26 protein-coding genes and 1 pseudogene are annotated in these 26,696 nt (G+C 62.4%); 12 read left to right on the forward strand and 15 right to left on the reverse strand.

Going from position 1 to position 26,696, the window contains the following annotated elements; all coding sequences use genetic code 11:
• Nucleotides 1–42: 42 nt before the first annotated feature.
• Genes A0O30_RS25720 through A0O30_RS25735 form a run of 4 tightly spaced genes read left to right on the forward strand, consistent with a single transcriptional unit; the run spans nucleotide 43 to nucleotide 3,267 of the window.
• A complete protein-coding gene (locus A0O30_RS25720; RefSeq protein ID WP_105948569.1) occupies nucleotides 43–792 on the forward strand; it encodes an SDR family NAD(P)-dependent oxidoreductase in 750 nt (249 codons plus the stop codon).
• A gap of 8 nt (nucleotides 793–800) precedes the next feature.
• On the forward strand, nucleotides 801–1,100 hold the full coding sequence (locus A0O30_RS25725) for a hypothetical protein (protein ID WP_105948570.1): 300 nt from the start codon (nucleotides 801–803) through the stop codon (nucleotides 1,098–1,100).
• Nucleotides 1,097–2,086 carry a GTP-binding protein gene (locus A0O30_RS25730; RefSeq protein WP_105948571.1) on the forward strand — a complete coding sequence of 330 codons (990 nt, stop codon included), beginning with the start codon at nucleotides 1,097–1,099 and terminating at the stop codon, nucleotides 2,084–2,086. The genes A0O30_RS25725 and A0O30_RS25730 overlap by 4 nt, the downstream gene beginning before the upstream one ends.
• On the forward strand, nucleotides 2,083–3,267 hold the full coding sequence (locus A0O30_RS25735; RefSeq protein WP_105948572.1) for a PotD/PotF family extracellular solute-binding protein: 1,185 nt from the start codon (nucleotides 2,083–2,085) through the stop codon (nucleotides 3,265–3,267). Before A0O30_RS25730 ends, A0O30_RS25735 begins: the two co-directional genes overlap by 4 nt.
• On the opposite strand, the gene A0O30_RS25740 is transcribed toward A0O30_RS25735, so the two are convergent.
• Nucleotides 3,264–4,175, reverse strand: coding sequence for a DMT family transporter (locus A0O30_RS25740; protein WP_105948573.1), 912 nt, complete (start codon nucleotides 4,173–4,175; stop codon nucleotides 3,264–3,266). The two genes, A0O30_RS25735 and A0O30_RS25740, sit on opposite strands and share 4 nt — an antisense overlap.
• Before the next feature lie 293 nt (nucleotides 4,176–4,468).
• Entirely contained in the window at nucleotides 4,469–5,062 is a 594-nt protein-coding gene (locus A0O30_RS25745; RefSeq protein WP_016715694.1) for a cupin domain-containing protein, read from the reverse strand.
• A 346-nt stretch (nucleotides 5,063–5,408) separates the two neighbouring features.
• Here A0O30_RS25745 and glnT point away from each other — a divergent pair, with 346 nt between their 5' ends.
• From glnT to A0O30_RS25770, 5 genes are all read left to right on the forward strand, one after another.
• Nucleotides 5,409–6,743, forward strand: a complete 1,335-nt coding sequence (gene glnT, locus A0O30_RS25750; RefSeq protein WP_019097857.1) for a type III glutamate--ammonia ligase — start codon at nucleotides 5,409–5,411, stop codon at nucleotides 6,741–6,743.
• Nucleotides 6,744–6,808: 65 nt separating this feature from the next.
• Nucleotides 6,809–7,714 (forward strand): glutamine amidotransferase family protein, encoded by a 906-nt coding sequence (locus A0O30_RS25755; protein ID WP_105948574.1) that lies wholly within the window; start codon nucleotides 6,809–6,811, stop codon nucleotides 7,712–7,714.
• A 27-nt stretch (nucleotides 7,715–7,741) separates the two neighbouring features.
• On the forward strand, nucleotides 7,742–8,416 hold the full coding sequence (locus A0O30_RS25760; protein WP_105948575.1) for a protein glxC: 675 nt from the start codon (nucleotides 7,742–7,744) through the stop codon (nucleotides 8,414–8,416).
• 15 nt (nucleotides 8,417–8,431) lie between these two features.
• Complete coding sequence (locus A0O30_RS25765) at nucleotides 8,432–9,757, forward strand: FMN-binding glutamate synthase family protein (RefSeq protein WP_016715698.1); 1,326 nt, start codon at nucleotides 8,432–8,434, stop codon at nucleotides 9,755–9,757.
• Between the two features lie 57 nt (nucleotides 9,758–9,814).
• Nucleotides 9,815–11,116: an ammonium transporter gene (locus tag A0O30_RS25770; protein ID WP_019097855.1), complete on the forward strand. Its 1,302-nt coding sequence runs from the start codon at nucleotides 9,815–9,817 to the stop codon at nucleotides 11,114–11,116.
• A 126-nt stretch (nucleotides 11,117–11,242) separates the two neighbouring features.
• Here the strand turns inward: A0O30_RS25770 and A0O30_RS25775 are convergent, their stop codons facing one another.
• Together A0O30_RS25775 and A0O30_RS25780 are read right to left on the reverse strand one after the other, a co-directional pair.
• On the reverse strand, nucleotides 11,243–12,655 hold the full coding sequence (locus A0O30_RS25775; RefSeq protein ID WP_105948576.1) for a cytosine permease: 1,413 nt from the start codon (nucleotides 12,653–12,655) through the stop codon (nucleotides 11,243–11,245).
• 294 nt (nucleotides 12,656–12,949) lie between these two features.
• Nucleotides 12,950–13,402 (reverse strand): Lrp/AsnC family transcriptional regulator, encoded by a 453-nt coding sequence (locus tag A0O30_RS25780; RefSeq protein ID WP_012271902.1) that lies wholly within the window; start codon nucleotides 13,400–13,402, stop codon nucleotides 12,950–12,952.
• Between the two features lie 112 nt (nucleotides 13,403–13,514).
• Here A0O30_RS25780 and A0O30_RS25785 point away from each other — a divergent pair, with 112 nt between their 5' ends.
• Together A0O30_RS25785 and A0O30_RS25790 are read left to right on the forward strand one after the other, a co-directional pair.
• The gene (locus A0O30_RS25785; protein ID WP_105948577.1) at nucleotides 13,515–14,129 is read left to right on the forward strand and encodes a LysE family translocator; all 615 of its coding nucleotides are present in this window, start codon (nucleotides 13,515–13,517) and stop codon (nucleotides 14,127–14,129) included.
• Between the two features lie 66 nt (nucleotides 14,130–14,195).
• A complete protein-coding gene (locus tag A0O30_RS25790) occupies nucleotides 14,196–14,828 on the forward strand; it encodes a LysE family translocator (protein WP_105948578.1) in 633 nt (210 codons plus the stop codon).
• A gap of 22 nt (nucleotides 14,829–14,850) precedes the next feature.
• Here the strand turns inward: A0O30_RS25790 and A0O30_RS25795 are convergent, their stop codons facing one another.
• From A0O30_RS25795 to A0O30_RS25840, 10 genes are all read right to left on the reverse strand, one after another.
• Entirely contained in the window at nucleotides 14,851–17,034 is a 2,184-nt protein-coding gene (locus tag A0O30_RS25795; RefSeq protein ID WP_105948579.1) for an ATP-binding protein, read from the reverse strand.
• A 103-nt stretch (nucleotides 17,035–17,137) separates the two neighbouring features.
• Nucleotides 17,138–17,701 carry an NUDIX hydrolase gene (locus A0O30_RS25800; RefSeq protein ID WP_105948580.1) on the reverse strand — a complete coding sequence of 188 codons (564 nt, stop codon included), beginning with the start codon at nucleotides 17,699–17,701 and terminating at the stop codon, nucleotides 17,138–17,140.
• 2 nt (nucleotides 17,702–17,703) lie between these two features.
• The gene (locus A0O30_RS25805; protein WP_003256074.1) at nucleotides 17,704–18,456 is read right to left on the reverse strand and encodes a GntR family transcriptional regulator; all 753 of its coding nucleotides are present in this window, start codon (nucleotides 18,454–18,456) and stop codon (nucleotides 17,704–17,706) included.
• Between the two features lie 88 nt (nucleotides 18,457–18,544).
• Complete coding sequence (locus tag A0O30_RS25810) at nucleotides 18,545–18,934, reverse strand: carboxymuconolactone decarboxylase family protein (RefSeq protein WP_060497085.1); 390 nt, start codon at nucleotides 18,932–18,934, stop codon at nucleotides 18,545–18,547.
• Between the two features lie 210 nt (nucleotides 18,935–19,144).
• The gene (locus A0O30_RS25815; RefSeq protein ID WP_016715707.1) at nucleotides 19,145–19,630 is read right to left on the reverse strand and encodes a flavin reductase family protein; all 486 of its coding nucleotides are present in this window, start codon (nucleotides 19,628–19,630) and stop codon (nucleotides 19,145–19,147) included.
• Nucleotides 19,631–19,642: 12 nt separating this feature from the next.
• Entirely contained in the window at nucleotides 19,643–21,124 is a 1,482-nt protein-coding gene (locus A0O30_RS25820; protein ID WP_105948581.1) for an aldehyde dehydrogenase, read from the reverse strand.
• Nucleotides 21,121–21,954: an alpha/beta fold hydrolase gene (locus tag A0O30_RS25825; protein ID WP_105948582.1), complete on the reverse strand. Its 834-nt coding sequence runs from the start codon at nucleotides 21,952–21,954 to the stop codon at nucleotides 21,121–21,123. Before A0O30_RS25825 ends, A0O30_RS25820 begins: the two co-directional genes overlap by 4 nt.
• 69 nt (nucleotides 21,955–22,023) lie before the next feature.
• Entirely contained in the window at nucleotides 22,024–22,620 is a 597-nt protein-coding gene (locus A0O30_RS25830) for an amino acid synthesis family protein (protein ID WP_016715710.1), read from the reverse strand.
• A gap of 323 nt (nucleotides 22,621–22,943) precedes the next feature.
• Complete coding sequence (locus tag A0O30_RS25835; protein WP_105948583.1) at nucleotides 22,944–23,984, reverse strand: LLM class flavin-dependent oxidoreductase; 1,041 nt, start codon at nucleotides 23,982–23,984, stop codon at nucleotides 22,944–22,946.
• Between the two features lie 75 nt (nucleotides 23,985–24,059).
• Nucleotides 24,060–24,545: a flavin reductase family protein gene (locus A0O30_RS25840; protein ID WP_105948584.1), complete on the reverse strand. Its 486-nt coding sequence runs from the start codon at nucleotides 24,543–24,545 to the stop codon at nucleotides 24,060–24,062.
• 317 nt (nucleotides 24,546–24,862) lie between these two features.
• Here A0O30_RS25840 and A0O30_RS25845 point away from each other — a divergent pair, with 317 nt between their 5' ends.
• Entirely contained in the window at nucleotides 24,863–26,269 is a 1,407-nt protein-coding gene (locus A0O30_RS25845) for a cytosine permease (protein WP_105948585.1), read from the forward strand.
• A gap of 95 nt (nucleotides 26,270–26,364) precedes the next feature.
• Here the strand turns inward: A0O30_RS25845 and A0O30_RS25850 are convergent.
• Nucleotides 26,365–26,696, reverse strand: a pseudogene (locus tag A0O30_RS25850) (IS110 family transposase); the annotation flags it as partial.

The following is a 26,696-nucleotide window of genomic DNA, read 5'->3' on the forward strand; positions in this document are numbered from 1 at the left end:
AGCAGCCGCAAGCTTGCCTTGCGGCTTACAAGGACAACAAGAATGAAAGCATTACACGATCGTCGTGCAGTTATCACGGGTGCCGCAAGCGGTATTGGCGCAGCTATCGCCTATGCATACGCAGACGCTGGCGCCATGCTGGTGTTGTGTGATCGAAACGCCGAGCGCTTGGCCAACGTTGCTGCCCACTGCCGGGACCGCGGGGTTCTGGTCATCGAGTGCATCGCTGATGTCGGCGTCAGGGAAGGCGCGCAAGCCGGAGTGGATGCCTGTGTGGATGCCTTTGGCGGCATCGACATTCTGGTGAACAACGCAGGCATGCTGACCCAGGCTTCGTGCGTGGACCTCACCCAGGAAATGTGGGACGACATGCTGCGCGTCGACCTGACCAGCGTATTCGTGGCCAGTCAGCGTGCCTTGCCGCATATGCTGCAACAGCAATGGGGCCGCATCATCAATGTCTCCTCGCAGCTTGGCATCAAGGGCGGCGCCCAGCTTACCCATTACGCGGCGGCTAAAGCCGGGGTCATCGGCTTCACCAAGTCGCTGGCGCTTGAGGTCAGCAAACATAACGTTCTGGTCAACGCAATTGCACCAGGGCCCATCGAAACCCCGCTGGTTGATGGCATCAGCCAGGAATGGAAAGCAGCCAAGGCCAAGGAACTGCCACTGGGCCGCTTCGGCAGGGCAGAGGAGGTGGCGCCCGTTGCGGTCTTGCTGGCCAGCGAGCCTGGCGGCAATTTGTTTGTCGGCCAAACCCTCAACCCGAATTCGGGCGATGTGATGCCGTGAGGTGAGTCATGTGTGGACTGTGTGGCCTGATGGGTGAAGACGCTCACTGGAGCGACCCTCTTGATTCAAGCCTTCCAGCGCGGCGCGAGCGCTTGCGCCGCATCGCCTCGATCAACCAGGTTGTTGCTCCGTTCAGGCTCAAGGTCAGTGACGTTCAAGGCGCTACCTATCTGGTACAGGGGCCTACCGGGAAACAGGGCATTGCCTCAGGCCTGGAGCAACTCTGGCAGGTGGCCGAGGGCATCTTGAATCGTAAGCTCGACCCCCTCGACCCGAGAATTCTCGATCATCTGGAGGCGCTGTCATGAGCGTTCAGATCAATGTCCTGACCGGGTTTCTGGGCAGTGGCAAAACCACACTGCTGCAGCGGGTTCTGGCCAATGAAGAGATGGGCGAGACGGCGCTTCTGATCAACGAATTCGGCGAGGTAGGGATTGATGATCTGCTCGTACAGGAGATCGCTCCAGACACCGTTCTGTTGCCGAGCGGGTGCGTTTGCTGCTCGGTGCGAGGTGATCTGAAACAGGCGCTTATCGACCTGCATGACAAGCGCAGTCGAGGTGAAATTCCCGCTTTTCGTCGTGTGCTTCTTGAAACAACAGGCCTTGCAGACCCAGCCCCCATTCTCTCGACGTTGCAGCGTGACCCGCAATTGCGCGGTCGCTATCACCTGGGCCTGCTTGTAACGGTGGTGGACGCTCAGCATGCCTCGCTGCAGGAGCGCCTTCACCCCGAGTGGTTGGGGCAGGTCACAGCAGCTGATCGCCTGCTGGTAAGCAAGGCAGACCTGGTAAGTGCCGGGGTGCTCGAACACGTGTTTGCCAACCTTAGGGCACTCAATCCGTCTGCCTCGGTGGCCCTCGCCAGTTCCGTTGTTGCAGGTGACGAGCAGCTTTTGGGCGAGGGCTTGAGAAGCCTTGCGCCCGATGAAGAAGTTGCGAAGTGGCAGCTGTTCGCGCCCACCACACAACCTCGGCACGCCGGTGCGCGCGTCTGTGCGCTGGAGTATGAAAGGCCGCTGGACTGGCTGGCTTTCGGGGTTTGGCTGTCGATGCTGTTAAGATGCCACGGAGACCAAATTCTGCGGGTCAAAGGGATCCTGAATGTGAGCGACTCCGAACAACCCATCGTGATTCATGGTGTCCAGCACTGCCTTCATGCTCCCGTGCACCTTACCCGTTGGCCAGGCGGTGAGCGGCGCTCACGCCTGGTGATCATTGTGCGAGACCTGGACACCGAGCTGTTGCGCAGATCCTTCGGTGCATTCCTGCAGCACCTGGGGCGTGCGGCATGAGTGGTCCGGTTACATTGCGGGTGCTCGGCACCTCGGTGACGTTGCTCGAATCCATTCGCCTGCGCGCTGAGCAAGAGCTGGGCATTCGCATTGAATATCAGGTCCATGATGTGCAAACCGTGCAGCGCATTGCGCTGATGCATCCTGAACGCTATGACCTTTACGATCAGTGGTTTCATAGCATGGACTTTGTCTGGCCTGCGGGCGCGATCCAGCCCATCGATATTCGACGCATCGCTTTGTGGGACGAGATCAACGACCTGGCGAAGCGAGGCAGGTTGCACGCCGACGATCAGCTATCGGGGGGCAGCTTGCCTTGCGATCGCCTGTTCGTTCAGCACGATGGGAGTTTGGCGAATCGGCCAAGCCACTTGATCAGCATGTTGCCGTTGACCCATAACGTCGACAGCTTCGCCTACCGGCCTGATCTGCTGCCGCCAGGGTTTTCTGTCGACAATGAAAGCTGGTCCTGGCTTGTCGACCCGGCTTGGTGCGGCCACGTTGCACTGCAAAGCGATGCGGCGATAGGCGCGCTCGACGCGGCATTGGCCGTGCAGGCCAAGGGCCTTGCCACGTTCGATGTCATTGCGAACCTTCGTCTGGAGGAAATTGACGAGCTTGCCAGGATCCTGATCAAGCTCCAGCGACAAGGGCATTTTGCGGCATTCTGGTCGGACGATCGTGAGGCCGGCAAACTGATGCTTGGCCCGAACGTACACATCGAGAGTGTCTGGTCTCCGGCACTCATGCAACTGCACCGCGAAGGTGTTCAATACCGACAAGCTGTGCCCAAGGAAGGCTACCGGGGCTGGTTTGGCGGCTTATCGCTGTCGCGAGCCGTAGACGGTGAGGTCAAGGACGCCGCTTACGCGTATCTCAACTGGTGGTTGGCGGGTTGGCCTGGAGCAATGATGGCTCGGCAAGGGTTCTACATTTCCAATCCCCTCAGGGCCCGAGACCATCTGTCAGCCGCAGAATGGGACTACTGGTACGAAGGCAAGCCAGCTTCCGAGCAACTGCTGGGAAGCGATGGCGAGCCGCTCATCGAGAAGGGCGAGGTGCGAGAAGGCGGTTCCTATACCGAACGCGTCAGCCGCATCAGTGTCTGGAACTCGGTCATGGACGAGCACAACTACCTGGTGCGCAAATGGGCGGATTTTCTCCGCTCAGGGCGGCATTAACAGGCTTGCTCGGTCGCCGTCTTGCGCGCCGCAGCCAGGATGGTCGCCAGCACGATCAGAGCAGCCCCCGCTGCCATGCGCAGGCTTGGTTGGTCACCAAACAACCACCACGCCCCGATGATCGCGTACACCGGTTCCAGCGCGATGATCATGCCGGCTGTGCGGGCCTCCAGGCCTTCCAGGCTCTTGACGAACAAGAACTGCGAAAGCCCGGTGCAGAACACCCCCAACAGCACCAGGTTGACCCAGTCGCTGCCCCCAAGGCTGGTGTTGCCCAGTTGGGTAAATGCAAACGGCGCCACCAATGCGGCTACCACCACGTTCTGCCAGAAGGCCACCTGCATGGCGTTCATGCTCGAACCGTTGCGACGGTTGGCCACGGTCAGCAGGGCGAACGCCAGGCCCGAGCCCAAGCCCCAGAGCAGGCCGATGGTGCCTTTGTCCAGCAGGTCGAAAGTTGGCACCACCAACACCAGGCCGGCGGTAACCATCAGCAGAAGCAAACCTTGCACGGCGCCGATGCGCTGGCCGAACACACCGCGCTCGATCATGGCGATGAACGCCGGGAAGCTGGCAAAGCCCAAGGTGGCCACGGCCACGCCACCCACTTTTACAGCAATGAAGAAGGTCACCCAGTGCGTGGCCAGCAGGGCGCCGGTCAGCCCCAGCACTGGCAGGTTACGTAAGGTCAGCGCATCGAGCAGGCGCGTACCCTTTAGCCCGGCGACAAAGCCCAGGGCAATGAAGGCGAACGTGGCGCGGCCGAAGGTGATGATGCTGGCGTCGGCCTCGATCAGGTGACCGAGGATACCGGTCAGGCCGAACAGCACAGCGGCGATGTGGGCAACGAGCAGGGCATTACGGTGGCCGGTGGCAGCACCGGCTACGGGGATTGAAGTCGCGATCATGGCAGTCAAGTCTTCACAATGTGGCGCGCGCAAACACTCCCGGCTGGCGCGGCACGGGTCTCTAATACTGGGAGTTTTATCGTTATGAGCCCGGACGAACTGCCCGGTGCAAAAAGGCGCCACAGCGTTGGAATTGTGAAGCGAGGCTGCTTACTCGCGGATACCACGTCGGCCAGCCCACGGCGCGGGGCTGGTCGATGCGTGTATTATCTTTGTATACAGGCATGTCAGCCGATCGCGGGCGACGTGTGCTTGTCTGATCGCGACATCGGCAGTTGCCTTGCTGCGCCGCGTCACTCTTCGCCGTAGTTCATGATCGACAACAGGCGGATGGGCACCTGCACCAGCTGCTCGGGGCCATGCGGGGTTTCACCGTCGAAGGTCAGGCTGTCGCCGGCATGCATGTGATAGAGCTGGTTGCCATGGCGGTACACCAGCTCGCCCTCCAGCAAGTGGAGGAATTCGGTACCGGGGTGGGCGAAGGTCGGGAACTCTTCGCTGGCGTCATCCATGCTCACCATGTACGCCTCGAAGTTCTTTTTCGGCCCCCTGGCGTGATTGAGCAAGTGGTAGGTGTGGCCCTTCTCGGTGCCGCGGCGCACCACCTCCAGCCCTTCGCCGGCCTTCACCAGCAAGGCATTGCCGTCGGGTTGGTCATATTGGCTGAACAGCTTGGCCATCGGCATGCCCAGCACGTCGCACAGGCGGCTGAGGGTGTCGAGGCTGGTGGACACCTGGGCGTTCTCGATCTTGCTCAACATGCCCTGGCTGATGCCGGCGATGCGCGCCACGTCGGCGAGCTTGAGGGACTGGGCCTGGCGCTGGCGCTTGATCTGCAGGCCCAGGTATTGCTCCAGGCGAAGGCGCGGTTCGGTTTCGGTCGACATCGAATGTCCTGCACGGTTTCAGTTCAAGAATAAAGATTTCGCACTGGGAAAGTGCGAAAAGCAGCTGCGTTGGCTGCTTCTTTCCTCGGGTGAAAACAAGTTTCCCATAAATAGAACAGAAAAACCTGCTTGGGTTTTGTGTTGTGTGTACGGGCCTCTTCGTGGGCAAACCCGCTCCCACAAGGCTTTGCGTCGAATTCTGTGGGAGCGGGCTTGCCCGCGAAGAGGCCCGCACAGATCCGCAAAGGACACGCCCTGAACAAACTTGGCAAGCGCATTGCATTCCTGTGAGGAAAGTAAGTTTCTCATGCGGAATCATTGCCCCTTACCCAGGAGTGTTCAACCCATGTTGCCAGCAGAAACCCAGCGCACCCTCGACCAGCACGGCATCAAGTACGTGCTGGCGCAGTTCGTCGATATCCATGGCTCGGCGAAGACCAAATCGGTGCCGGTCTCGGGCCTGAAGATGGTGGCCGAGGAGGGCGCCGGCTTTGCCGGGTTCGCCATCTGCGGCATGGGCATGGAGCCGCACGGCCCGGACTTCATGGCCCGTGGCGACCTTTCCACCTTGATCCCGGTACCGTGGCAGCCGGGTTATGGCCGGGTGGTGTGCGTGGGGCATGTCAACGGCCAGCCCTGGCCTTACGACAGCCGCTATGTGTTGCAACAACAGGTGCAACGCCTGGCCGACAAGGGCTGGACCTTGAACACCGGCCTGGAGCCGGAGTTCAGCCTGTTCCGCCGTGACGAAGGCGGCAAGCTGCAACTGGTGGATGCCTCCGACAACCTCGACAAGCCGTGCTACGACTACAAGGGCCTGTCGCGCTCGCGGCTGTTTCTCGAGCGCCTGACCGAGGCACTGCAACCGGTAGGCTTCGACATCTACCAGATCGACCACGAAGACGCCAACGGCCAGTTCGAGATCAACTACACCTACAGCGACGCCATGGAGTCGGCCGACCGCTTTACCTTCTTCCGCATGGCCGCCGGTGAAATCGCCAACGACCTGGGGATGATCTGCTCGTTCATGCCCAAGCCCGACCCCAAGCGTGCCGGCAATGGCATGCACTTCCACCTGTCGCTGGCCAGCAGCACCAACAAGAACCTCTTCCACGACGCGTCCGACAGCAGCGGCATGGGCCTGTCGAAGCTGGCCTACCACTTTGCCGCAGGGCTCCTGGCCCACGGCCCGGCGTTGTGTGCCTTCGCGGCACCGACGGTCAACTCCTACAAGCGCCTGGTGGTCGGGCGTTCCTTGTCGGGTTCGACGTGGGCCCCGGCCTTTGTCGCATGGGGAGCCAACAACCGCTCGGCGATGGTGCGCATCCCCTATGGCCGCCTGGAGTTCCGCCTGCCGGATGCCGGTTGCAACCCGTACCTGGTTACCGCCGCGATCATCGCCGCCGGGCTCGATGGCATCGACCGCCAGTTGGAGCCGGGCGAGATGTGCAACGAGAACCTTTACAACCTCAGCCTTGAAGAAATTGCCGCACGCGGCATCAAGACCCTGCCGCAATCGCTGAAGGAAGCCGCCGACGCGCTCGAAGCCGACCCGTTGTTCCGCGAGGTGTTGGGCGCCGAGATCGTCGACGAGTTCATCAAGCTCAAGCGCATGGAGTGGGTGGAGTACTGCCGCCATGTCTCCGACTGGGAAATCCAGCGTTACACCGAGTTCTTCTGACCGCCCCAATCCCCTGGGCGGCCAATACGACAGCGACCGCCCACTGCCTAGTAAGGAGCATCACCATGTGTGGAATCGTAGGTCTGTACCTGAAAAAGCCCGAGCTGGAGGCCCAGCTTGGCAAACTCTTCGAACCCATGCTCGAAGCCATGACCGACCGTGGCCCGGACAGCGCAGGCTTTGCCATCTACGGCGACGAAGTGGCGGATGGCTGGGTCAAGCTGACCCTGCAAGCCACGGACATCAACTACCCCTGGACCACCCTGATGGGCCAGCTGGAGGGGCGCCTGGGCTGCTCGCTGGACTGGTTCCAGAACGCCAGCGCGGCGGTACTCAAAGTGCATACCAGCGAAGCGGCTGCCCGCCAGGCGCTGAGCGAACTGGCCCCGGACGTGCGCATCATGAGCGCCGGGCAGAGCATCGAAATCCTCAAGGGTATGGGCCTGCCGGCGGAAATCTCCAGCCGCTTCGGCCTGGCCGGCATGAAGGGCAGCCACATCATTGGCCATACCCGCATGGCCACCGAAAGCGCCGTGACCATGGAAGGCAGCCACCCGTTTTCCACCGGTGCCGACCTGTGCCTGGTGCACAACGGCTCGCTGTCCAACCACTTCCGCCTGCGCCAGGAACTGAAGCGCGAAGGTATCAGCTTCGAGACCGACAACGACACCGAAGTAGCCGCCGGCTACCTGACCTGGCGCCTGCAGCAGGGCGACACCCTGGCCCAGGCTTTGGATGGCGCGCTGGAAGACCTGGACGGCTTCTTCACCTTCGCCATCGGCACCCGCAACGGCTTTGCCGTGATCCGCGACCCGATTGCCTGCAAGCCGGCGGTGCTGGCCGAAACCGATGACTACGTGGCCATGGCTTCGGAGTACCAGGCCCTGGCCAGCCTGCCGGGCATCGAGCACGCCAAGGTCTGGGAACCGGCCCCCGCCACCCTGTACGTCTGGGAGCGCGAAAGCGCCTGACCTGCCACCGAGCCCCTGGAGAACCTTATGAAAACGATCGACCTTTCCAGCACTTCGGTGCGCGTGCTCAACCAGTCCCTGCACGGCGAGGTGCAGGACCATGAATGGCGGGTGACCCACCCCGATGGCAAGCACAACCTGGCCGTGGGCATCAACGCCGCCGTGGCGGTGGATATCGAAGGCCACGCCGGCTACTACTGCGCCGGCATGAACCAGCACGCCAGCGTAACTGTGCATGGCAACGTGGGTGTGGGCGTGGCCGAAAACATGATGTCTGGCTCGGTGCGGGTCAAGGGCAGTGCCTCCCAGGCCGCTGGCGCCACCGCCCATGGCGGGCTGCTGGTGATCGAGGGTGATGCCGGTGCCCGTTGCGGCATTTCCATGAAAGGCGTGGACATCGTGGTGGGCGGCAGCATCGGCCACATGAGCTGCTTCATGGGCCAGGCCGGGCGCCTGGTGGTGTGTGGTGATGCCGGCGATGCGTTGGGCGACTCGCTGTACGAGGTGCAGATTTACGTCAAAGGCTCGGTGCAGTCGCTGGGCTCGGACTGCATCGAAAAAGAAATGCGCGCCGAGCACCTTACAGAATTGCAGGAGCTGCTGAACAAGGCAGGACTGGACCACAAGGCCGCCGATTTCAAACGTTACGGCTCGGCCCGCCAGCTTTACAACTTCAAAGTCGACAACGCCAGCGCGTACTGATCCAGGAGCATTCCCATGAGCGAACAATTCCCCCCGGTACTGCGTGAGTCGGCCACCTTCGATCGCCTGACCATCCAGGAAATCCAGCGTGCCGCCGAAACCGGCATCTACGACATTCGCGGTGGTGGCACCAAACGCCGTGTGCCGCACTTCGACGACCTGCTGCTGCTGGGTGCCAGCGTGTCGCGCTACCCGCTGGAAGGCTACCGCGAGAAGTGCGGCACCGATGTGGTGCTGGGCAACCGGTTTGCGAAAAAGCCGATCCACCTGAAAATCCCGGTGACCATCGCCGGCATGAGCTTCGGCGCGCTGTCGGCCAATGCCAAGGAAGCGCTGGGCCGTGGTGCGACCATCGCCGGCACCAGCACCACCACCGGCGACGGCGGCATGACCCCGGAAGAACGCGGTCAGTCGCAGCATCTTGTGTACCAGTACCTGCCGTCGCGCTATGGCATGAACCCGGATGACCTGCGCAAGGCCGATGCTATCGAGATCGTCCTCGGCCAGGGCGCCAAGCCGGGCGGTGGCGGCATGCTGTTGGGCATGAAGGTAACCGAGCGCGTTGCCGGCATGCGTACCCTGCCGATCGGCGTGGACCAGCGCAGTGCCTGCCGCCACCCCGACTGGACCGGCCCGGACGACCTGGCGATCAAGATTGCCGAAATCCGCGAGATCACCGACTGGGAAAAGCCCATCTACGTGAAGATCGGCGCCAGCCGCCCGTACTACGACGTCAAGCTGGCAGTGAAGGCCGGTGCCGATGTGATCGTGCTCGACGGCATGCAGGGCGGTACTGCGGCGACCCAGGAAGTGTTCATTGAGCACGTCGGCATCCCGATTCTGCCGGCCATCCCGCAGGCCGTGCAGGCACTTCAGGAAATGGGCATGCACCGCAAGGTGCAGCTGATTGTATCGGGTGGCATTCGCAACGGTGCCGACGTGGCTAAAGCCATGGCACTGGGCGCCGATGCGGTGGCCATTGGTACGGCGGCGCTGATCGCCCTGGGTGACAACCACCCGCGACTGGACAGCGAACTGAAGAAGATTGGCTCGGCGGCCGGCTTCTACGACGACTGGCAGAACGGTCGTGACCCGGCCGGCATCACCACCCAGGACCCGGAACTGGCCAAGCGCCTGAACCCGGAAGAGGCCGGGCGCCGCCTGGCCAACTACCTGCGCGTACTGGTGCTGGAGGCGCAGACCATGGCACGGGCGTGTGGCAAGTCGCACCTGCACAACCTGGACCCGGAGGACCTGGTGGCGTTGACCGTGGAAGCGGCGGCGATGGCACGGGTGCCGCTGGCGGGGACTGCGTGGGTGCCGGGCCAGGCGCAGTACTGATCTACCCCGACACCGCCGGCTGCCAGCCGGCGGTTTTCATTGCACAGGAGTGACTCCATGAAGCTTGCCCTTGCTGTTGTGCTGTTCGCGCTGACACCGCTGGCCTACGCCGCTGAACCCACCCTGGACACCGGCAACACCGCCTGGATGATCTGCGCCGCGATGTTCGTGCTGATGATGTGCATACCCGGCCTGGCGCTGTTCTACGGCGGCATGGTACGGGCGAAGAACTTCCTTTCGGTGTTCACCCAACTGTTTGCCGTAGCGGGTGTGATTGGCATCCTTTGGGTGCTGTTTGGCTACAGCCTGGTGGTCGACACCACGGGTATGGTCGAGGGGCAGTTGACCTTCAACAGCTTCATCGGCGGCCTGGACAAGGCGCTGATGCTGAACATCGGCCACGACAGCCTGGTGGGCACAATCCCGGAAGGTGTGTTCGCGGTGTTTCAGCTGACGTTCGCCATCATCACTCCAGCGCTGATTGCCGGTGGTTTTGCCGAGCGCATGAAGTTCAGTGCGTCGTTGCTGTTCATGGGGGCCTGGTTCGTGCTGGTGTATGCGCCGATCGCCCATATGGTGTGGGGCGGGCCGGGGGCGCTGATGGTCAACTGGGGCGTGCTGGACTTTGCCGGCGGCACGGCGGTGCATATCAACTCCGGCGTCGCTGCCTTGGCGGCGGCGTTGATGCTGGGCAAGCGCAAGGGCTATCCGCAGGTGGCCATGCCGCCACACAACCTCGGTTTTACCCTGGTGGGTGCCGGGTTATTGTGGGTGGGCTGGTTTGGCTTCAACGTGGGGTCGGGGCTGGCGGCCAACGAAGGGGCAGGGGTGGTGATGCTGGCTACCATGGTGGCGGCCTGCGCCGGGATTGTCGGCTGGTTGCTGACCGAGAAGGTGATGCATGGTCGACCGACTGCCCTCGGTGCGGCTTCCGGCGCGCTGGCTGGTTTGGTGGGGATTACCCCGGCCTGTGCGTTTGTCGGGCCTTTGGGGGCTGTAGTGATTGGCCTGTTGACCGGGGCCATCTGTTTCTTTGCCGTGACCCGGTTGAAACAGGCATTGGGGTATGACGACAGCCTGGACGTGTTCGGGCTGCATGGCGTGGGCGGGATGGTCGGTGCGATTCTGACCGGGGTGTTTGCTGCACCGGCGTTGGGAGGTTATGTGGAGGGCGTATCGCCTATAGGGCAGGCGCTGGTGCAGTTGAAGGGGGTGGCGTTCACCTTCGTCTACTGCTTCGTGGTGAGCTGGGCGATTCTTGGGGCAATCAAGCTGACCGTAGGGCTGCGGGCCAGTCGGGAAGAGGAAGAGCAGGGGCTGGACCTGGCCGAACACAATGAGCGAGCGTACAACCTCTGATTGATGTGTTGCCTTCACCGGCCCTATCGCCGACAAGCCAGCTCCCAAAGAAACACCACAGGCCAGAGGGTAAGTGGGGAATCTGTGGGAGCTGGCTTGCCGGCGATAGGGCCGTAACAGGTTGAATCAGTGCCCCATGGCCAGCTTGGCACTTATCTGCCGACGACGGTAGGCGCTGTCACGCGAAGCCAGCCACCAGTACAGCGGCGAGGTAACCGCCAAGCCCACTAGCCACGACAGGTCCGCCCCGTTGATGTGCTCGGAAATCGGCCCGACGTACAGCGGCGTGTTCATGAACGGGATCTGCACCACGATGCCCACGGCATAGGCGATCAGCGCCTGCGGGTTGTAACGGCCGTAGATACCGCCATCGACCTGGAAGATCGACTGGATGTCATAGTCACCCTTGTGAATGACGTAGAAGTCGATCAGGTTGATCGCCGTCCATGGCACCAGTACCACCAGCAGCACCAGCACCATGTCGACGAAGTGGCCGATAAAGTCTGCCGAAGCGAACACCGCCACCACGCAGCAGGCCGACAGCACGATCAGCGACAGCACCGCACGGCTCTTGGCGGTAGGGATCCAGCGATAGGCGAAGGTTTGCACCAGGGTGATGATCGACAGCACGGCACCATACAGGTTGAGGGCGTTGTGGCTGATGACACTGAGCAGGAACAGCACCAGCATGATCGGGCCCAGGGTACCGGTGGCCAGCTTGACCGCGTCCATGGTGTCCATGCCGGCCGGGATCGCCAGCACCGCCACGGCGCCGAAGATGAACGACAGGCTCGAACCCAGGGCCGAGCCCAGGTAGGTGGTCCAGAAGGTCGAGCTGACTTTCACATCCGCCGGCAGGTAGCGCGAGTAGTCCGACACATAGGGCGCAAAGGCGATCTGCCACAGCGCCGCGAGTGACACGGTGGCCAGCCAGCCGGCCAGGTTGAAGCCGCCGCGGGTGAGGAAGTCGTCGCTTTGCACATGGGTGAAGATGTAGCCGAAACCGACCACGATGCCGATGCCCAGCACCCAGGTGCCGATACGGTTGAGCACATGGATGAAGCGGTAGCCGATGATGCCGATGATGCCCGAGCCCAGCGCACCGATGACGATGCCTACCGGTACCGGTACGGCGCCGACCACGCCATGCAGCGACTTGCCGGCAAGCACGATGTTGGAGGCGAAGAAACCGATGTACATGACGCCGGCGATCACCACCACCAGCAGCGCGCCAAGGGTACCGAACTGGGCGCGGCTCTGGATCATCTGCGGGATGCCCATTTGCGGGCCCTGGGCCGAGTGCAGTGCCATCAACACACCGCCAACCAGGTGGCCGACCAGGATGGCGATGATGCCCCACACCAGGTTCAGGTGGAACAACTGCACGCCCAGCGCGCCGGTAACGATGGGCAGCGGCGCGATGTTGCCGCCGAACCACAGTGTGAACAGATCCCTTACCTTTCCATGGCGGTCTTCCGGCGGTACGTAGCCGATCGTGTGTTTTTCTATGAGGGGTGCCGAATTGGCTGCACTGGTCATGACTGACTCCAAGGCAAGGTAGGGCATCGGGAACTGCCCGGGGGCGTGCCGGCGAAGGGCGACGCGTTCTTGTTGGAGCGATGATGCGGGGCGCGGGGATAACGAGAAATTAGTAAATATGTACCCATAAACCTTAAAAAACCTAAGGCTGACAAAAGCTTAAGCGGTGGGCGGTAGCAAGGAGGGTGCCAGTTGGCGGGAGGGCTTGTAGTAGAGGGGGTTGTGGTCTGGCGGGTTGGTTGCAGTGGGCTGTGCTGGTGCGCTGCGCCCGTTTTCAGGGCGCAGGCAAAACAGCTACATCGGCAACAACCGATCCTGAATCACCTCTTTCATCACCAGGGTCGAGCTCAAGCGCTTGACGTTGGGGATGCTGGTCAGCTTCTCGTCATACAGCTTCTGAAATGCCGGCAAATCCTTGGCAACCACATGCAGCAGGTAGTCCGGGTCACCGAACAGCCGCTGTGCTTCGACAATCTGCGGGATCTCGGCCAGTGCCGCTTCAAAGTCCGCCACCGGCTGGCGGGTGACCTCCCGCAGGGTCACGAACACCAGCGCGGCGAAGTTGAGCCCCAGTGCGCTCGGCGCCAAGCGGGCGTGATACCCCAGGATCGCCCCGGATTCCTCCAGTGCCTTCAGGCGCCGATGGCAGGGCGACAGGCTGAGCCCCACGCGATCGGCCAGTTCGGTCACCGAGAGGCGACCGTCTTTTTGTAGCTCGGCAAGAATCTTTCGATCAGTCCTGTCCATTGAGAAGGATCTTCCAGTAATTGAACCATGAAGGGGAATATACGAAAGAAAATCCCCGGACGGAATCCGTAATCTTTCGGCATCCCAAGGCAGTGGAAAAAGGAAGATTCAAGTGGCTATCAGTGTTCTGACGGCATTCTGGGCCGTGTCGATGCTGTTCGTAATTACCCCCGGGGCAGACTGGGCCTACGCTATTTCGGCGGGCATGCGCGGGCGCTGGGTGATACCGGCGGTGGCGGGCATGCTGTCGGGGCATTTCCTGGCCACTCTGGTGGTGGCGGCAGGTGTTGGAGGCCTGCTGGCCGGCCACCCGTTGGCGCTGACCTTGCTGACCCTGGCAGGGTGCAGCTACCTGCTGTGGCTGGGCGGCAACCTGTTGCTGAGCCCGGCATTACCCGAGGCCGGGCAGGGCGGTGTGGGGGAGTCGGGCTCGCGCTGGGCGTTGAAGGGTTTTTGCGTCAGCGGGTTGAACCCGAAAGTATTCCTGCTGTTCCTGGCCCTGTTGCCGCAGTTCACCGACCCACAGTCAAGCTGGCCGGTGCCGTTGCAGATCCTGTTGCTGGGCCTGGTGCACCTGTGCAGCTCGCTGGTGATCTATTCGTTGGTCGGCTATGGCGCCAAGGCGGTGCTGAGCACCCGGCCGGGGGCGGCCAGGCTGGTCGGGCGGGTGTCGGGGGTGGCGATGATCACGGTGGCCTTGGGCTTGATAGCGGGGCAGATCAACTGAGTTCACCGGTTTCAAAAGGCTTCAGATAAACTCGCAGCAACCCACAGCACAACCAGGATGTGCCCAATGCCCGAAACAACCCAACTGTTAACGTTTGCCCTGATCTGCCTCGGCATGGTGCTGACCCCGGGGCCGAACATGATCTACCTGATTTCCCGCTCGATCTGCCAGGGGCGCAAGGCCGGCTTGATTTCCCTTGGCGGCGTAGCGCTGGGTTTCGTCATCTACATGTTCTGCGCTGCACTGGGCATCACCGCCCTGGTGATGGCTGTGCCTTTTGCCTACGATGCACTGCGCATTGGTGGCGCGCTGTATCTGCTGTACCTGGCCTGGCAAGCGCTGCGCCCGGGTGGTCGCTCCCCGTTCCAGGTCAAGGACCTGCCGGCGGACAGCCCGCGCCGGCTGTTTACCATGGGTTTTGCCACCAGCCTGCTGAACCCCAAGATCGCCGTCATGTACCTGTCGCTGATGCCACAGTTCATCGAACCCGGCCACGGCAGTGTGCTGGTGCAGTCACTGGTGCTGGGCTCGACGCAGATCGCCATCAGCGTCTCGGTCAATGCATTGATCGCGATCATGGCCGGTTCCATTGCGGTGTTCCTGGCCGGTCGACCGTTGTGGCAGCAGGTTCAGCGCTGGTTGATGGGCACTGTGCTGGCGGGCCTGGCCGTGCGCATGCTGGCTGAAGGGCGTCGCTGAGCCGTCAGGCGAGCTGTCGGGTTCAGCTGCCCAGCACCTTCCCGAGTATCTGACACACCTGTTCTGCCGAATAGGGCTTTGCCAGAAAGGCAAAGCCCTGGTGCCCGCCCTCAGCAATCGACTCGCTGTAGCCCGAGGTGAGGATAACCGGCAACTGCGGCCGCTGACGCCGCAGTTCACGGGCCAGTGCCAGCCCACCCATGCCGGGCATCACCACATCGGAAAATACCGCATCGAAATGGCCTGCAGGCCCCGCCAACTGGGCCAAGGCATCTTCCGCCGAACGCGCATAGCTGATCTGGTAACCATGGTCCTCAAGGATTTGTGCAGTGAAGTTGCCGAGGTCGGGGTTGTCTTCCACCACCAGTATTCGCCGCTGCTCACCTTGCGTCTGTGCCTGGGGGCTGGCCGTGGTGTCTGCCGTCGGAGCCGCTGGCGGCGCCTCCTGAGGCAAATAAAGGGTGAACGTGGTGCCCTGACCCGGGGTGCTGTGCACCTGCACATCCCCGCCCGACTGCTTGGCAAAGCCGAACACCTGCGAAAGCCCGAGGCCGGTGCCTTCGCCTGGCGCCTTGGTGGTGAAGAACGGGTCGAAGATACGCTCCAGCAGCTCGGCGGCAATGCCGACACCGCCGTCACTCACCGAAATCGCCGCAAACGTGCCTGCCTGCACAGGCTGGCCACGCAAGGCAGGCAGGCGCTGGTCAGCCAGCAAGCGCAGTTGCAAGGTGCCTTCACCCGCCATGGCGTCACGGCCATTGAGCATCAGGTTGATCACCGCAGTTTCCAGTTGGCTGAGGTCGGCGCGGATGTGGCAAGGCGCCTCTGGCAACTGCAATTCCACCTGGATGCGTGCACCGGTGGCGGTGTCGAGCATGTCGGCCATGGCTTCCAGCCGTGGCCCGGCTTCGAACACCTGAGGGCTGAGGGCCTGGCGCCTGGCAAAAGCCAGCAACTGCCCCGTCAGCTTGGCGCCGCGGTCGACCGTGTCGGACATGGTCTTGAGGTAGCGCTCGCGGCGCTTTTCATCGAGGCTGGGGCGCCGCAGAAAATGCAGCGAGGAGCGGATGATGGTCAGCAAATTGTTGAAGTCGTGGGCAACACCACCAGTCAGTTGGCCGATGGCTTCAAGCTTTTGGGTCTGGCGCAGCACGGCTTCGGTGTGCAGCAACTGGGTAGTGCGCTCTTCGACGCGATGTTCGAGGGTGGCATTGAGTGCTTCGAGCGCCGCCATGGCCTCGCGCACTTCGGCATTGGCCTGTACCCGCTGGATGTGGGCCCAGGAGCGTTCGGTGACTTCGCTGAGCAAAGCCAGTTCGTAATCGGTCCATTCGCGCGGCACACAGTCATGGATGGCCATCAATGCGGTCAGGCGACCGCCTTTTATCAGTGGCATGCAGATGGTGGCAGTGATGCCGATGGCCTGAAAGGTGGCTGCCTCGTCGGCAGCCAGTTCACTGAGGTTGTCGTTGATCACCAAGGGCAGGCCGCTGCGCAGGCGGCTGAACGCCAGGCGACCGAAGTCGTGCAACTGGTACTGGCCCACCAGCCGTGGCGCGCCGTGGGCTACCGAGTCACCGCAGATGGTAAAGCCGTCTTCGTCAGGGTCCATCACCGCATAGGCGCAACTGGACAGGCCCAGGTGTTCCACCAGCATACGCGTTGTGGTGGCCAGTATCTGGTCCGGGGCCGTGGCTTCGGCCACGGCGCGGCCGAGTTGGTCAAGGAAGTTGAGGCGCTGGTTGGCGATCACGCTGGCCGTGGTTTCGGTCACGGTGTCGAGCATGCCCAACACCGTGCCGTCATGGTCACGGATGGGGCTGTAGCAGAAGGTGAAATAGGCGCGTTCCGGGCCGCCGTTGCGGTCAATCGTCAGCGGAAAGTCTTCTATGTACACCGCCTCGCCAGCCAAGGCGCGGTCGGCCATGCTGCCGATGTCGGCCCAGGCTTCCTGCCACACGTCGCGGAAGGGGATGCCCAAGGCCAGGGGCTTGCGCCCGAGAATCTGGGTGAAGGCGTCGTTGTGCAGCGTGAGCAGGTCCGGGCCCCACAGCACGGCCTGTGGAAAGCGCGATGCCAGGCACAGGGCCAGGGTGGTTTTCAGAGTGTCTGGCCAGTGTTCGAGCGGGCCCAGGGGCGTGGCGGCCCAGTCGTGGTTGCGGATGCGTTCGGCCATCAGTCCGCCGCCGTCTAGCCATTTTGCCATGTGCTCTGCCGGTCCGTTTGCGTAAGGCCTTTAGGGTGCACCGAGAATAGGCGATTGGCGAGGGGTTTGTGCAGGCTTGTGCCGGCCGCTTCGCCGGTACGGGCTAGCGAATGAAGTGCACCTTGCCAGAGTCATCGTTGCCCATGTAGATGCCGTAAACCCCTGCCTGCCGCTCAAGGATGTAGCGCTCCAGTATCTGCCGGATCGCCGGGTAGTAGATCTCGTCCCACGGAATCTCGTCCGGTTCGAAGAACCTGTACGCCAGCGTCTCCGCCCCGTACTGCCCGGTTTCTTCGATGGCGATGGCGCGGAAGATGATGTACACCTCGCTGATCTTCGGCACGCTGAAGATCGAGTAAGGCGAAACGATATCGGCACGCACGCCGCTTTCTTCCCACACCTCGCGCAGCGCCGCCTGCTCGGTGGTTTCGCCGGCCTCCATGAAGCCAGCCGGCAAGGTCCAGGTACCCGGGCGCGGGGGGATGGCGCGCTGGCACAGCAGGTACTTGCCATCGCGCTCGATGATGCAGCCGGCGATGATCTTCGGGTTCACGTAGTGGATGTAGCCGCAGCCGGTACAGTGCAGGCGTTCGTGGGTATCGCCTGTGGGAACGCCCCGGGCCAGTTCCGTGGTGCAGTGCGGGCAGTAGCGCGGGGCGTTGGGCATGATCAGCGGCCTATACGGGGTTCCTTCAGGGCCAAGGGCTCGACGATGTCGCGAACCTTGGCGTTGTCATCCTGCTTCTGGCGCAGGTAATCCAGGGCTACCTTGGCGGCAGCGCGGACGTGGTCGACCGAGGCCTGGTGGGCCACCAGCGGGTCGCCACCCTTGATCGCCTCGACGATCTTTTCCATTTCGCGGTTGCTGGCGCCGCGGCGGTTTTCCTGCGACACAGATGTAGCACGCAGGTAGCTGATGCGCGCCTGCAACTGGCGCAGCTGCTGGGCCGCCACCTGGTTGCCGGAACCTTCCAGCAGCACATCGTAGAAACCTTGAACCGAGTCCAGCACCTGTTGCAGTTCGCCTTCTTCGAGGGCCTCGCGGTTGACCTCCAGCGCACGTTCCAGGGCACGGATGTCCTTGGCTTTGGCGTTGAGGGTGAACAACTGCACGATCAGGCCTTCGAGCACGCAACGCAGCTCGTAGATGTCGCGGGCGTCTTCCAGGGTGATAATGGCGACGCGCGGGCCCTTGGCGTCGGCGAATTCCACCAGGCCTTCGGATTCCAGGTGTCGCAGCGCTTCGCGTACCGAGGTACGGCTGACCCCAAGGCGGTCGCAGAGGTCGCGCTCGACCAGGCGGTCGCCTGGCAGCAGGTGGAAGTTCATGATCGCGGCGCGCAGCTTGTCGAGCACGATTTCGCGCAGGGTAACGGGGTTGCGGTTGACCTTGAAGCTGTCGTCGAGTGGCTGGCGTTTCATCAGGTGCGCTCTTTATGAGGCTGTTGCGCCAACATCGCGGAACGCCCCGAACCGAGGCTTTCCATGCAGTGGTTCGAACAGCCCGTTGTTAACGGGTTGGCTCCGCATCGGCTTCGGCAAACGCTTCACGGGCCAGGCGGAAGCTGTCCACCGCCGCGGGTACGCCGCAGTAAATGCCGACCTGGAGCAGGATTTCGCGAATCTGTTCACGGCTCAGGCCATTGCGCAGTGCGCCCCGAATGTGCAGCTTGAGTTCGTGGGGCCGGTTGAGCGCGGAAATCATGGCCAAGTTTATCATGCTGCGCTCTTTGAGCGATAAGCCTTCGCGGCCCCAGACGTGGCCCCAGCAGTATTCTGTGACCAGTTCCTGCAACGGCTGGGTGAACGCGTCGGCGTTCTGGATCGAGCGGTTGACGTAGTCCTCGCCCAGCACCTGGGTGCGGATCTGCAAGCCTTTCTCGTACTTTTCGTTGCTCATGTGCAGTACTCCGGAATAAAACAGGGGCCGCAACCGAGGGTGAGACGATTAGCGCGGCCCCTAAAAAGGGGTGAAACGGGGGCCGCTGTGCGGCCCATCGCCGGCAAGCCAGCTCCCACATGTACTGCACAGGGCTTGAGGCCTGTGGGATCTCCTGTGGGAGCTGGCTTGCCGGCGATGGGCTGCAAAGCAGCCCCGGCGATGCCAAGGTCAGCCCAAGGGCGGCAGGGCGCCCAGCTTGCCTTTGTGGTAAACCATCGGCGTTGCCGGCTGCTCGGGCAGCACCAGGTTTTTCACAGCGCCCACGATGATCGCGTGGTCCCCGCCGTCATACTCGCGCCACAGTTCGCACTCGATGATCGCCGTAGCCTTGGCCAGCAGCGGGTTGCCCAGCTCGCTCAGGTGCCAGTCGATGCCTTTGGCCTTGTCCTTGCCCTTGCCGGCGAAGGCATAGGCTTCGGCGGTCTGGTCGGCGGACAGCAGGTGGATCGCAAACTGCTTGCTGTCGCGCAGGATCGGGTAGGTGTCGGAGGCGTAGTTGGGGCAGAACAGCACCAGCGCCGGGTCGATCGACAGCGCGCTGAAGGCGCTGGCGGTGATGCCGACGATGGCGCCGTCGGCGTCCAGGGTGGTGACTACCGTGACGCCGGACGGGAAGGAGCCCATCACGTCTTTGTAGATGCCGGGTTCGATCATCTCGTGTTCCTCTTAACGCATCACGAACGGGTCGGGCATCGGCGCGGTGGACAGGTTGATCCACACGGTCTTCAGCTCGGTATAGGCCAGCACCGAATCGATGCCGCTCTCGCGGCCGTAGCCGCTGTTCTTGAAGCCGCCGATCGGTGCCATGGCCGACACGGCGCGGTAGGTGTTGACCCAGATGATCCCCGAGCGCACGTCGCGGGCCAGGCGGTGGGCACGGCCCAGGTCGCGGGTCCAGATGCCGGCGGCCAGGCCGAACTGCGAGTCGTTGGCGATTTCCAGTGCCTCTTCCTCGGTCTTGAAGCGGATCACCGCGGCAACCGGGCCGAACACCTCTTCCTGCATGATGGTCATCGCGTTGCTGTCGCACTCGAACAGGGTCGGCTCGTAGAACCAGCCGTCACCTTCGACCTCGGCACGCTTGCCGCCCATGTGCAGCTTGGCGCCTTCGGCCTTGGCCGCAGCCACCAGGCCTTCGACCACGGCCAGTTGTTGCGCGGTGGCCATCGGGCCCATTTCGCTGGCATCGTCCTGCGGGTTGCCGATGCGGATGCGCTTGGCACGGGCGATAAGGCGCTCGACGAATTCGTCGAAGATCTCGTCCTGCACCAGCAGGCGCGAACCGGCCACGCAGCTTTGCCCGGAGGCGGCATAGATGCCGGCCACGGCGCCATTGATGGCGCTGTCCAGGTCGGCGTCGGCAAAGATGATGTTCGGCGACTTGCCACCCAGCTCCAGCGACAGCTTGGCAAAGTTTTCGGCGCTGCTGCGCACCACATGGCGCGCGGTGGTGGCGCCGCCGGTGAAGGCGATCTTGCGCACCAGCGGGTGACGGGTCAGCGCCGCGCCGGTGCTTGGGCCGTAACCGGTGACCACGTTGACCACACCGGCCGGGAAACCGGCCTCAAGGGCCAGGCGGGCCAGTTCGAGGATGGTCGCCGAGGCGTGCTCGGACGGTTTGAGCACAATGGTGTTGCCGGCGGCCAGGGCCGGGGCCAGCTTGATCGCGGTGAGGTACAGCGGGCTGTTCCACGGGATGATGCCGGCCACTACGCCAATCGGCTCGTGCACGGTGTAGGCGAACAGGTCGGGCTTGTCCAGCGGCAGGGTGCCGCCTTCGAGCTTGTCGGCAAGGCCCGCCGTGTAGTGGAAGAACTCTGGCAGATAGCCCACCTGGCCGCGGGTTTCGCGGATCAGCTTGCCGTTGTCGCGGCTTTCCAGCTGGGCCAGGTGCTCCTTGTTTTCGGCAATCAGGTCGCCCAGGCGACGCAGCAGCTTGCCGCGCGCGGTGGCGGTGATGCTGCGCCATTCCTTGCTGTCGAAGGCACGCTGGGCGGCCTGCACCGCCAGTTCGACGTCGGCTTCATCGGCGTCGGGCAGTTGCGCCCAGGCCTGAGCGGTGGCCGGGTTGAGGCTGTCGAAGGTCTTGCCGCTCTGGGCATCGCGCCATTGGCCGTCGATGCACATCTGGAAACGAACGAGGGTCATGCAACAATCCCCTTGGCGGATTCGGTGAGGGTGCGGGCTTGCGCGAGGAAGTCCAGCAGCATCTTGTTGACTTCACGCGGGGCTTCTACCGGCATCATATGCCGTTGCTCGGCGAGGACCACACTGTGCGCACCAGGAATGCTGGCGGCGAGCTGGCGGGTCATGGCTGGGGTAGAGCCCGAGTCGAGTTCGCCGGTGGCGATCAGCGTCGGCACCTGGATGCTGCCCAGATCGTCGGCGCGGTACATGTCCTGGGTGGCGAACAGCGAATAGGTGGTGTGGTAGCCCTGCGGGTCGTTGCTCGCCAGCACCTGGCGGATGGCGGCGACCTGCGCCGGGTTGGCAGCCTTGTATTCACGGCTGAACCAGCGGTCCAGGGCGGCGTCGACGTTGGCGTCGGGGCCCAGCTGCGCCGCCTGGGCGGCGCGGGCGATAACGCCGGCACTCTGCTCGGGGGTGCGGTTGAACACGCTGTTGAGTACCACCAGTGCCGCCAGGCGTTGCGGGTAGTTCAGGGCAAATGCACGGGCAACCAGGCCGCCCATGGAGAAGCCGATCACGGTCGCTTGTGTGATTTGCAGGTGGTCGAGCAGTTCGGCGAGCTGGGCGGCGTAGCCTTCCAGGCCGATGTCGGCAGCCGGCAGGGTGCTTTGGCCGTGGCCGAGCATGTCGTAGGCGATGACGCGGTAGTCGTTGGCCAGGCCAACGATCTGACCGCCCCACATTTCCTTGTTCAGGCCCACGCCGTGGATCAATACCACGGGTTGGCCCTGGCCGACGGACAGGTAGCTGGTGCCGGCAGGGGTGTGTTCAGCGACAGGCTGAATCATGGAGGGCGCTCCTTGAAGGTCGGGCGCGGCGGGTAAGCACGCCACGCCCCGGCCCCGTTTTGGTTGTTGTTATTGAGCGTTGGCTTTTTCGGCAGCCAGTTCTTCCAGGTCGATGTAGCGGTTGCCGATGCGCGGGTGCAGGCGGCCGCCGTCGGCAGCGCCGAGGACCACGACGATTTCATCGGCACGCGGGGCGTCTTCGATCTGCATTTCCAGGGTGATGTAGTGCGAACGCAGGCCTTCATCGTCCTTCTGCATCATCGGGATCTGGATCGAGGTGCCTGGGCCGCCACGTTTGTTGGTGAAGCTCAGGTAGCTCTTGGCCTGTACCGCTTCGCGGTAGTGGTTGCCGAAGCGCAGGGTGTGGATCACTGCCGAGGCGTGCTCGATTTCGCCATCGGCGCCCACTACTGCAGCTTTACCGTAGGCTTCGATCTTGTCGGCACCGCCGATGGCGGCAGTCAGGCGCTCGACCATCAGGGCACCCAGGTCCGAGCAGTTGGCGCGGATTTCCGGCTTCAGATCTTCAACGAAACCGCGACCGGCCCATGGGTTCTTGATCACGACGGCCAGGCCGACCATGGTCACCGGCTTGTCGGTGGCCTTGCCGCCTTCGATGCGGGTCTCTTCGGAGTAGGTGACGATCTTGCGGATTTCGAAACTCATGGGTGGCTCCTGGTGAGGGTTATCAGCTCTTGTTGTCTGATGGTATACCATAATATTTGTTGTGCAAGAGGGGGCTGGAAATTTCTCTTGCGAGGGGACGAAAGGTTGGCTGATGCCCTGAATCTTGTGGTGTCTGTACTGGCCCTATCGCCGGCAAGCCAGCTCCCACAAGGACTGCACTGCTTTCAGAACCTGTGGTGATCCTGTGGGAGCTGGCTTGCCGGCGATAGGGCCAGTGCAGGTTTCATAAAAAAGCCCGCTCATGCAGGCCGCAGGGGCCCACGTGAGCGGGCGCGTCCCGCAATGATTCAGGCAATGGGAATTCAGGCGAACGCCGGCACCACTTCCTTGATGAACAGCTCCAGCGACTTCTTCTTCTCGGCGTGGGGCAGGCTGTTGTCGCACCAGAAGCTGAACTCGTCGACACCGAGCTCCTGGTAGTACTTGATGCGCGCAATGATCTCTTCCGGGGTGCCGATCATGGTGTTCTTGCGGATGTTCTCCAGCTCGAACGCCGGCACTTCGGCGAACTTCGACTCCGGGCTTGGCTCCAGGAAGCCGTTGACCGGGGTGGTCTTGTTGCCGAACCAGGCGTCGAAGGTGCGATAGAAGCGCGAGATGGCCTGGGCGCCGACCTTCCAGCCTTCCGGCTCCGCCGGGCTGTGTACATGGGTGTGGCGCAGCACCATCAGTTGCGGGCGCGGCACATCCGGGTTGTTGTCCAGGGCGGCCTGGAACTTGTTCTTCAGGTCCAGCACTTCTTCGTCACCCTTCATCAGCGGAGTGACCATGACGTTGCAGCCGTTGGCCACGGCGAAGTTGTGCGAGTCCGGGTCGCGGGCGGCGATCCACATCGGCGGGGTGGCGTTGAATGGCTTCGGTACGCTGGTGGAAGTGGGGAACTTGTAAACTTCGCCGTCGTGGGCGTAGTCGCCTTCCCACAGCTTGCGCACTACCGGCACCATTTCGCGCAGCGCCTTGCCGCCGTCGGTGGCCGGCATGCCGTTGGCCATGCGGTCGAATTCGAACTGGTAGGCGCCACGGGCCAGGCCCACTTCCATGCGCCCGTTGCTGATCACGTCGAGCAGGGCGCATTCACCCGCCACGCGGATCGGGTTCCAGAACGGCGCGATGATGGTGCCGGCGCCCAGGCGGATCTTGTCGGTGCGTGCAGCCAGGTAGGCCAGCAGCGGCATCGGGCTTGGCGAAATGGTGTATTCCATGGCGTGGTGTTCGCCAATCCACACGGTGCTGAAACCGCCGTCTTCGGCCATCAGGGTCAGTTCGGTCAGGTCTTCGAACAGCTGGCGGTGGCTGACCTGTTCATCCCAACGTTCCATGTGCACGAACAACGAAAATTTCATGGGGCTTTCCTCAACGCTTGAAAGGGGCTGGCGCCGGGCAGGGGAGGCGCCAGGGGGCTCGATTCAGAATAGGCTTCAGGCAAAGGCCGGCAGGCTGGCCATTTTGCCGCGGCAGTACACCATCGGCCGTGGCGCTTCTGCAGGGACGATCAGGTTGTGCACCTTGCCGACCATGATGGCGTGGTCGCCACCTTCATATTCACGCCACAGTTCGCATTCGATAACGGCGGTGGCGCCGGCCAGGATCGGGTTGCCCAGTTCGCTCAGGCTCCACTCGATGCCACTGGCCTTGTCCTTGCCCTTTTTGGCGAACGCATAGGCTTCAGCCTGCTGTTCACCCGAGAGCAGGTGAATGGCGAAGCGTTTCTGCCTGATCAGCACAGGGTAGGAGTCGGAGGTGTAGTTGGGGCAGAACAGCACCAGCGGCGGGTCCATCGACAGGGAGGAGAAGGCGCTGGCGGTCAGGCCGACAACCGAGCCGTCGTCGTCCAGGGTGGTGATGACGGTAACGCCGGACGGGAAGGAGCCCAGGACGTGCTTGTAGACGGTTGCGTCGATCATCTCGTGTACCTCTAAAAGGCTGCGGTGGTCCGCGGTTTTTATCGTTGATGTGTCTGATGGTATACCGTAATACCTATTTTGCAAGCGGAATTTTCAACCCTGATTTTTCACGATGAACGGCTCAAGGCCACGTAAATAGAGGCGTTGAGCGATGAGGCGGTTTGTCGCAGGGGTTTCGCGAGCAGATCAGCGGCCGTTTTTTCCTGCGGATCAGTGTTGTCAAAAGTTTGGAATACCATAATATGGTCCGCAGCTGAGAGGCCGCCCTGGATGCGGTTTCCTTACAACGATAAAAACGACCTTTCGAGCTGAATCCTATGTCCCAACCGTCGTCGCAACACCAGTTTGTCGAGAATCACACGGTCGATTACGTTCCACCTGCCGAGCGCCATGGGAAGGCGCGCGACCTGTTCACCCTCTGGTTCAGTACCAACATTGCGCCACTGCCTATCGTCACCGGCGCCATGGTGGTCCAGGTGTTCCACCTCAATCTGTTATGGGGGCTGATTGCCATTGTGCTGGGCCATCTGGTCGGCGGCGTGGTCATCGCCCTGGCCTCTGCGCAGGGACCGCAGCTGGGCATTCCACAGATGGTGCAGAGCCGTGGCCAGTTCGGCCGCTACGGCGCCTTGCTGATCGTGTTCTTCACCGCGCTGATTTATGTCGGCTTCTTCATTTCCAACATCGTCCTGGCGGGCAAGACCATCCATGGCATCACCCCAAGCGTGCCGATGCCGGGCGCGATCGTGATCGGTGCCCTCAGCGCCACTGCCATTGGCGTGATCGGTTATCGCTTCATTCATATTCTGAACCGTATCGGTACCTGGGTGATGGGTTCGGCGCTGCTGGCCGGCTTCATCATGATGTTCGCCCAAGACCTGCCGGCCGACTTCTTCAGCCGTGGTGCATTCAACCTGTCGGGCTTCATCGCCACCGTGTCATTGGGCACCATCTGGCAGATCAGCTTCTCGCCATACACCTCCGACTACTCGCGCTACCTGCCGCGTGAAGTAGGCATCGCCAAGCCGTTCTGGGCCACGTACTTCGGCGCCACCCTGGGCACCATCCTGTGCTTCAGCTTTGGTGCGGTGGCGGTGCTGTGCGTGCCGGAAGGCACCGACGCCATGGATGCGGTGAAACAGGCCACCGGCTGGCTGGGCCCGATCCTGATGGTGCTGTTCCTGCTCAACATCATCAGCCACAACGCCCTCAACCTGTATGGCGCGGTGTTGTCGATCGTTACTGCGATCCAGACCTTCATGGCCGAATGGACACCGAGCATCAAGGTGCGTGTGTTGCTGGCATCGGTGATTCTGGTGGGCTGCGGGATGGTTGCCCTGAACGCCTCGGCGGACTTCATTGGCCACTTCATCGGCCTGATCCTGGCGCTGCTGCTGGTACTGGTGCCGTGGGCTTCGATCAACCTGATCGACTTCTACCTGATCAAGAAGGGGCAGTACGACATTGCGTCGATCTTCAGTGCTGATGGCGGTATCTATGGCCGCTTCAATCACCACGCGATCATTGCCTATGCGTGCGGGATTCTGGTGCAACTGCCGTTTGCCAATACGTCGCTGTATGTGGGGCCGTATTCGAATATTGTCGAAGGGGCTGATCTGTCGTGGCTGTTCGGCTTGATCGTGACGGTGCCGCTGTATTATTGCCTGGCGACCCGCGGCAAGGCTGTCGAGAAGGCGGGGCGGGTTGTGAGTGTTAACGACTGATAGAACGTCGTTGCTGTAACGGGGGCTGCTTTGCAGCCCATCGCCGGCAAGCCAGCTCTCATCAAACAAAATGCAACCCACTGTTTTTTAAGCACTCAGGCAGCCACCAGTTGGTACCCCAGTTTCCGGGCTTTGCGAAGCAAAGCCCGGACCTGTCGGTCTTGGCTCCTGGCTTCGAATTCCTCAAGACCTTTTTCGACATAAGCCTGTTTCTTGGTTAGCAGGTTGTACACCAGTCGTGCCAACTGGTGGGCAGTGGCTTTGATGGCGCAGCTGGTATCCATTCGAGTCAGCCTGGCTCGGTGCGATGCACCAATGAAACCCTTGTCATTACGAGCATTGGATGCAGCCTGCTTGAGTGCTTGAGCTGCTCGATTGACTATTTTGGGCCCGCCTCCTGCCAGTCGATGACCGCCGGAGATTCGAG

The sequence above is a fragment of the Pseudomonas sp. LLC-1 genome (genome assembly GCF_002992185.1).
Taxonomy (GTDB): Bacteria; Pseudomonadota; Gammaproteobacteria; order Pseudomonadales; family Pseudomonadaceae; genus Aquipseudomonas; species Aquipseudomonas monteilii.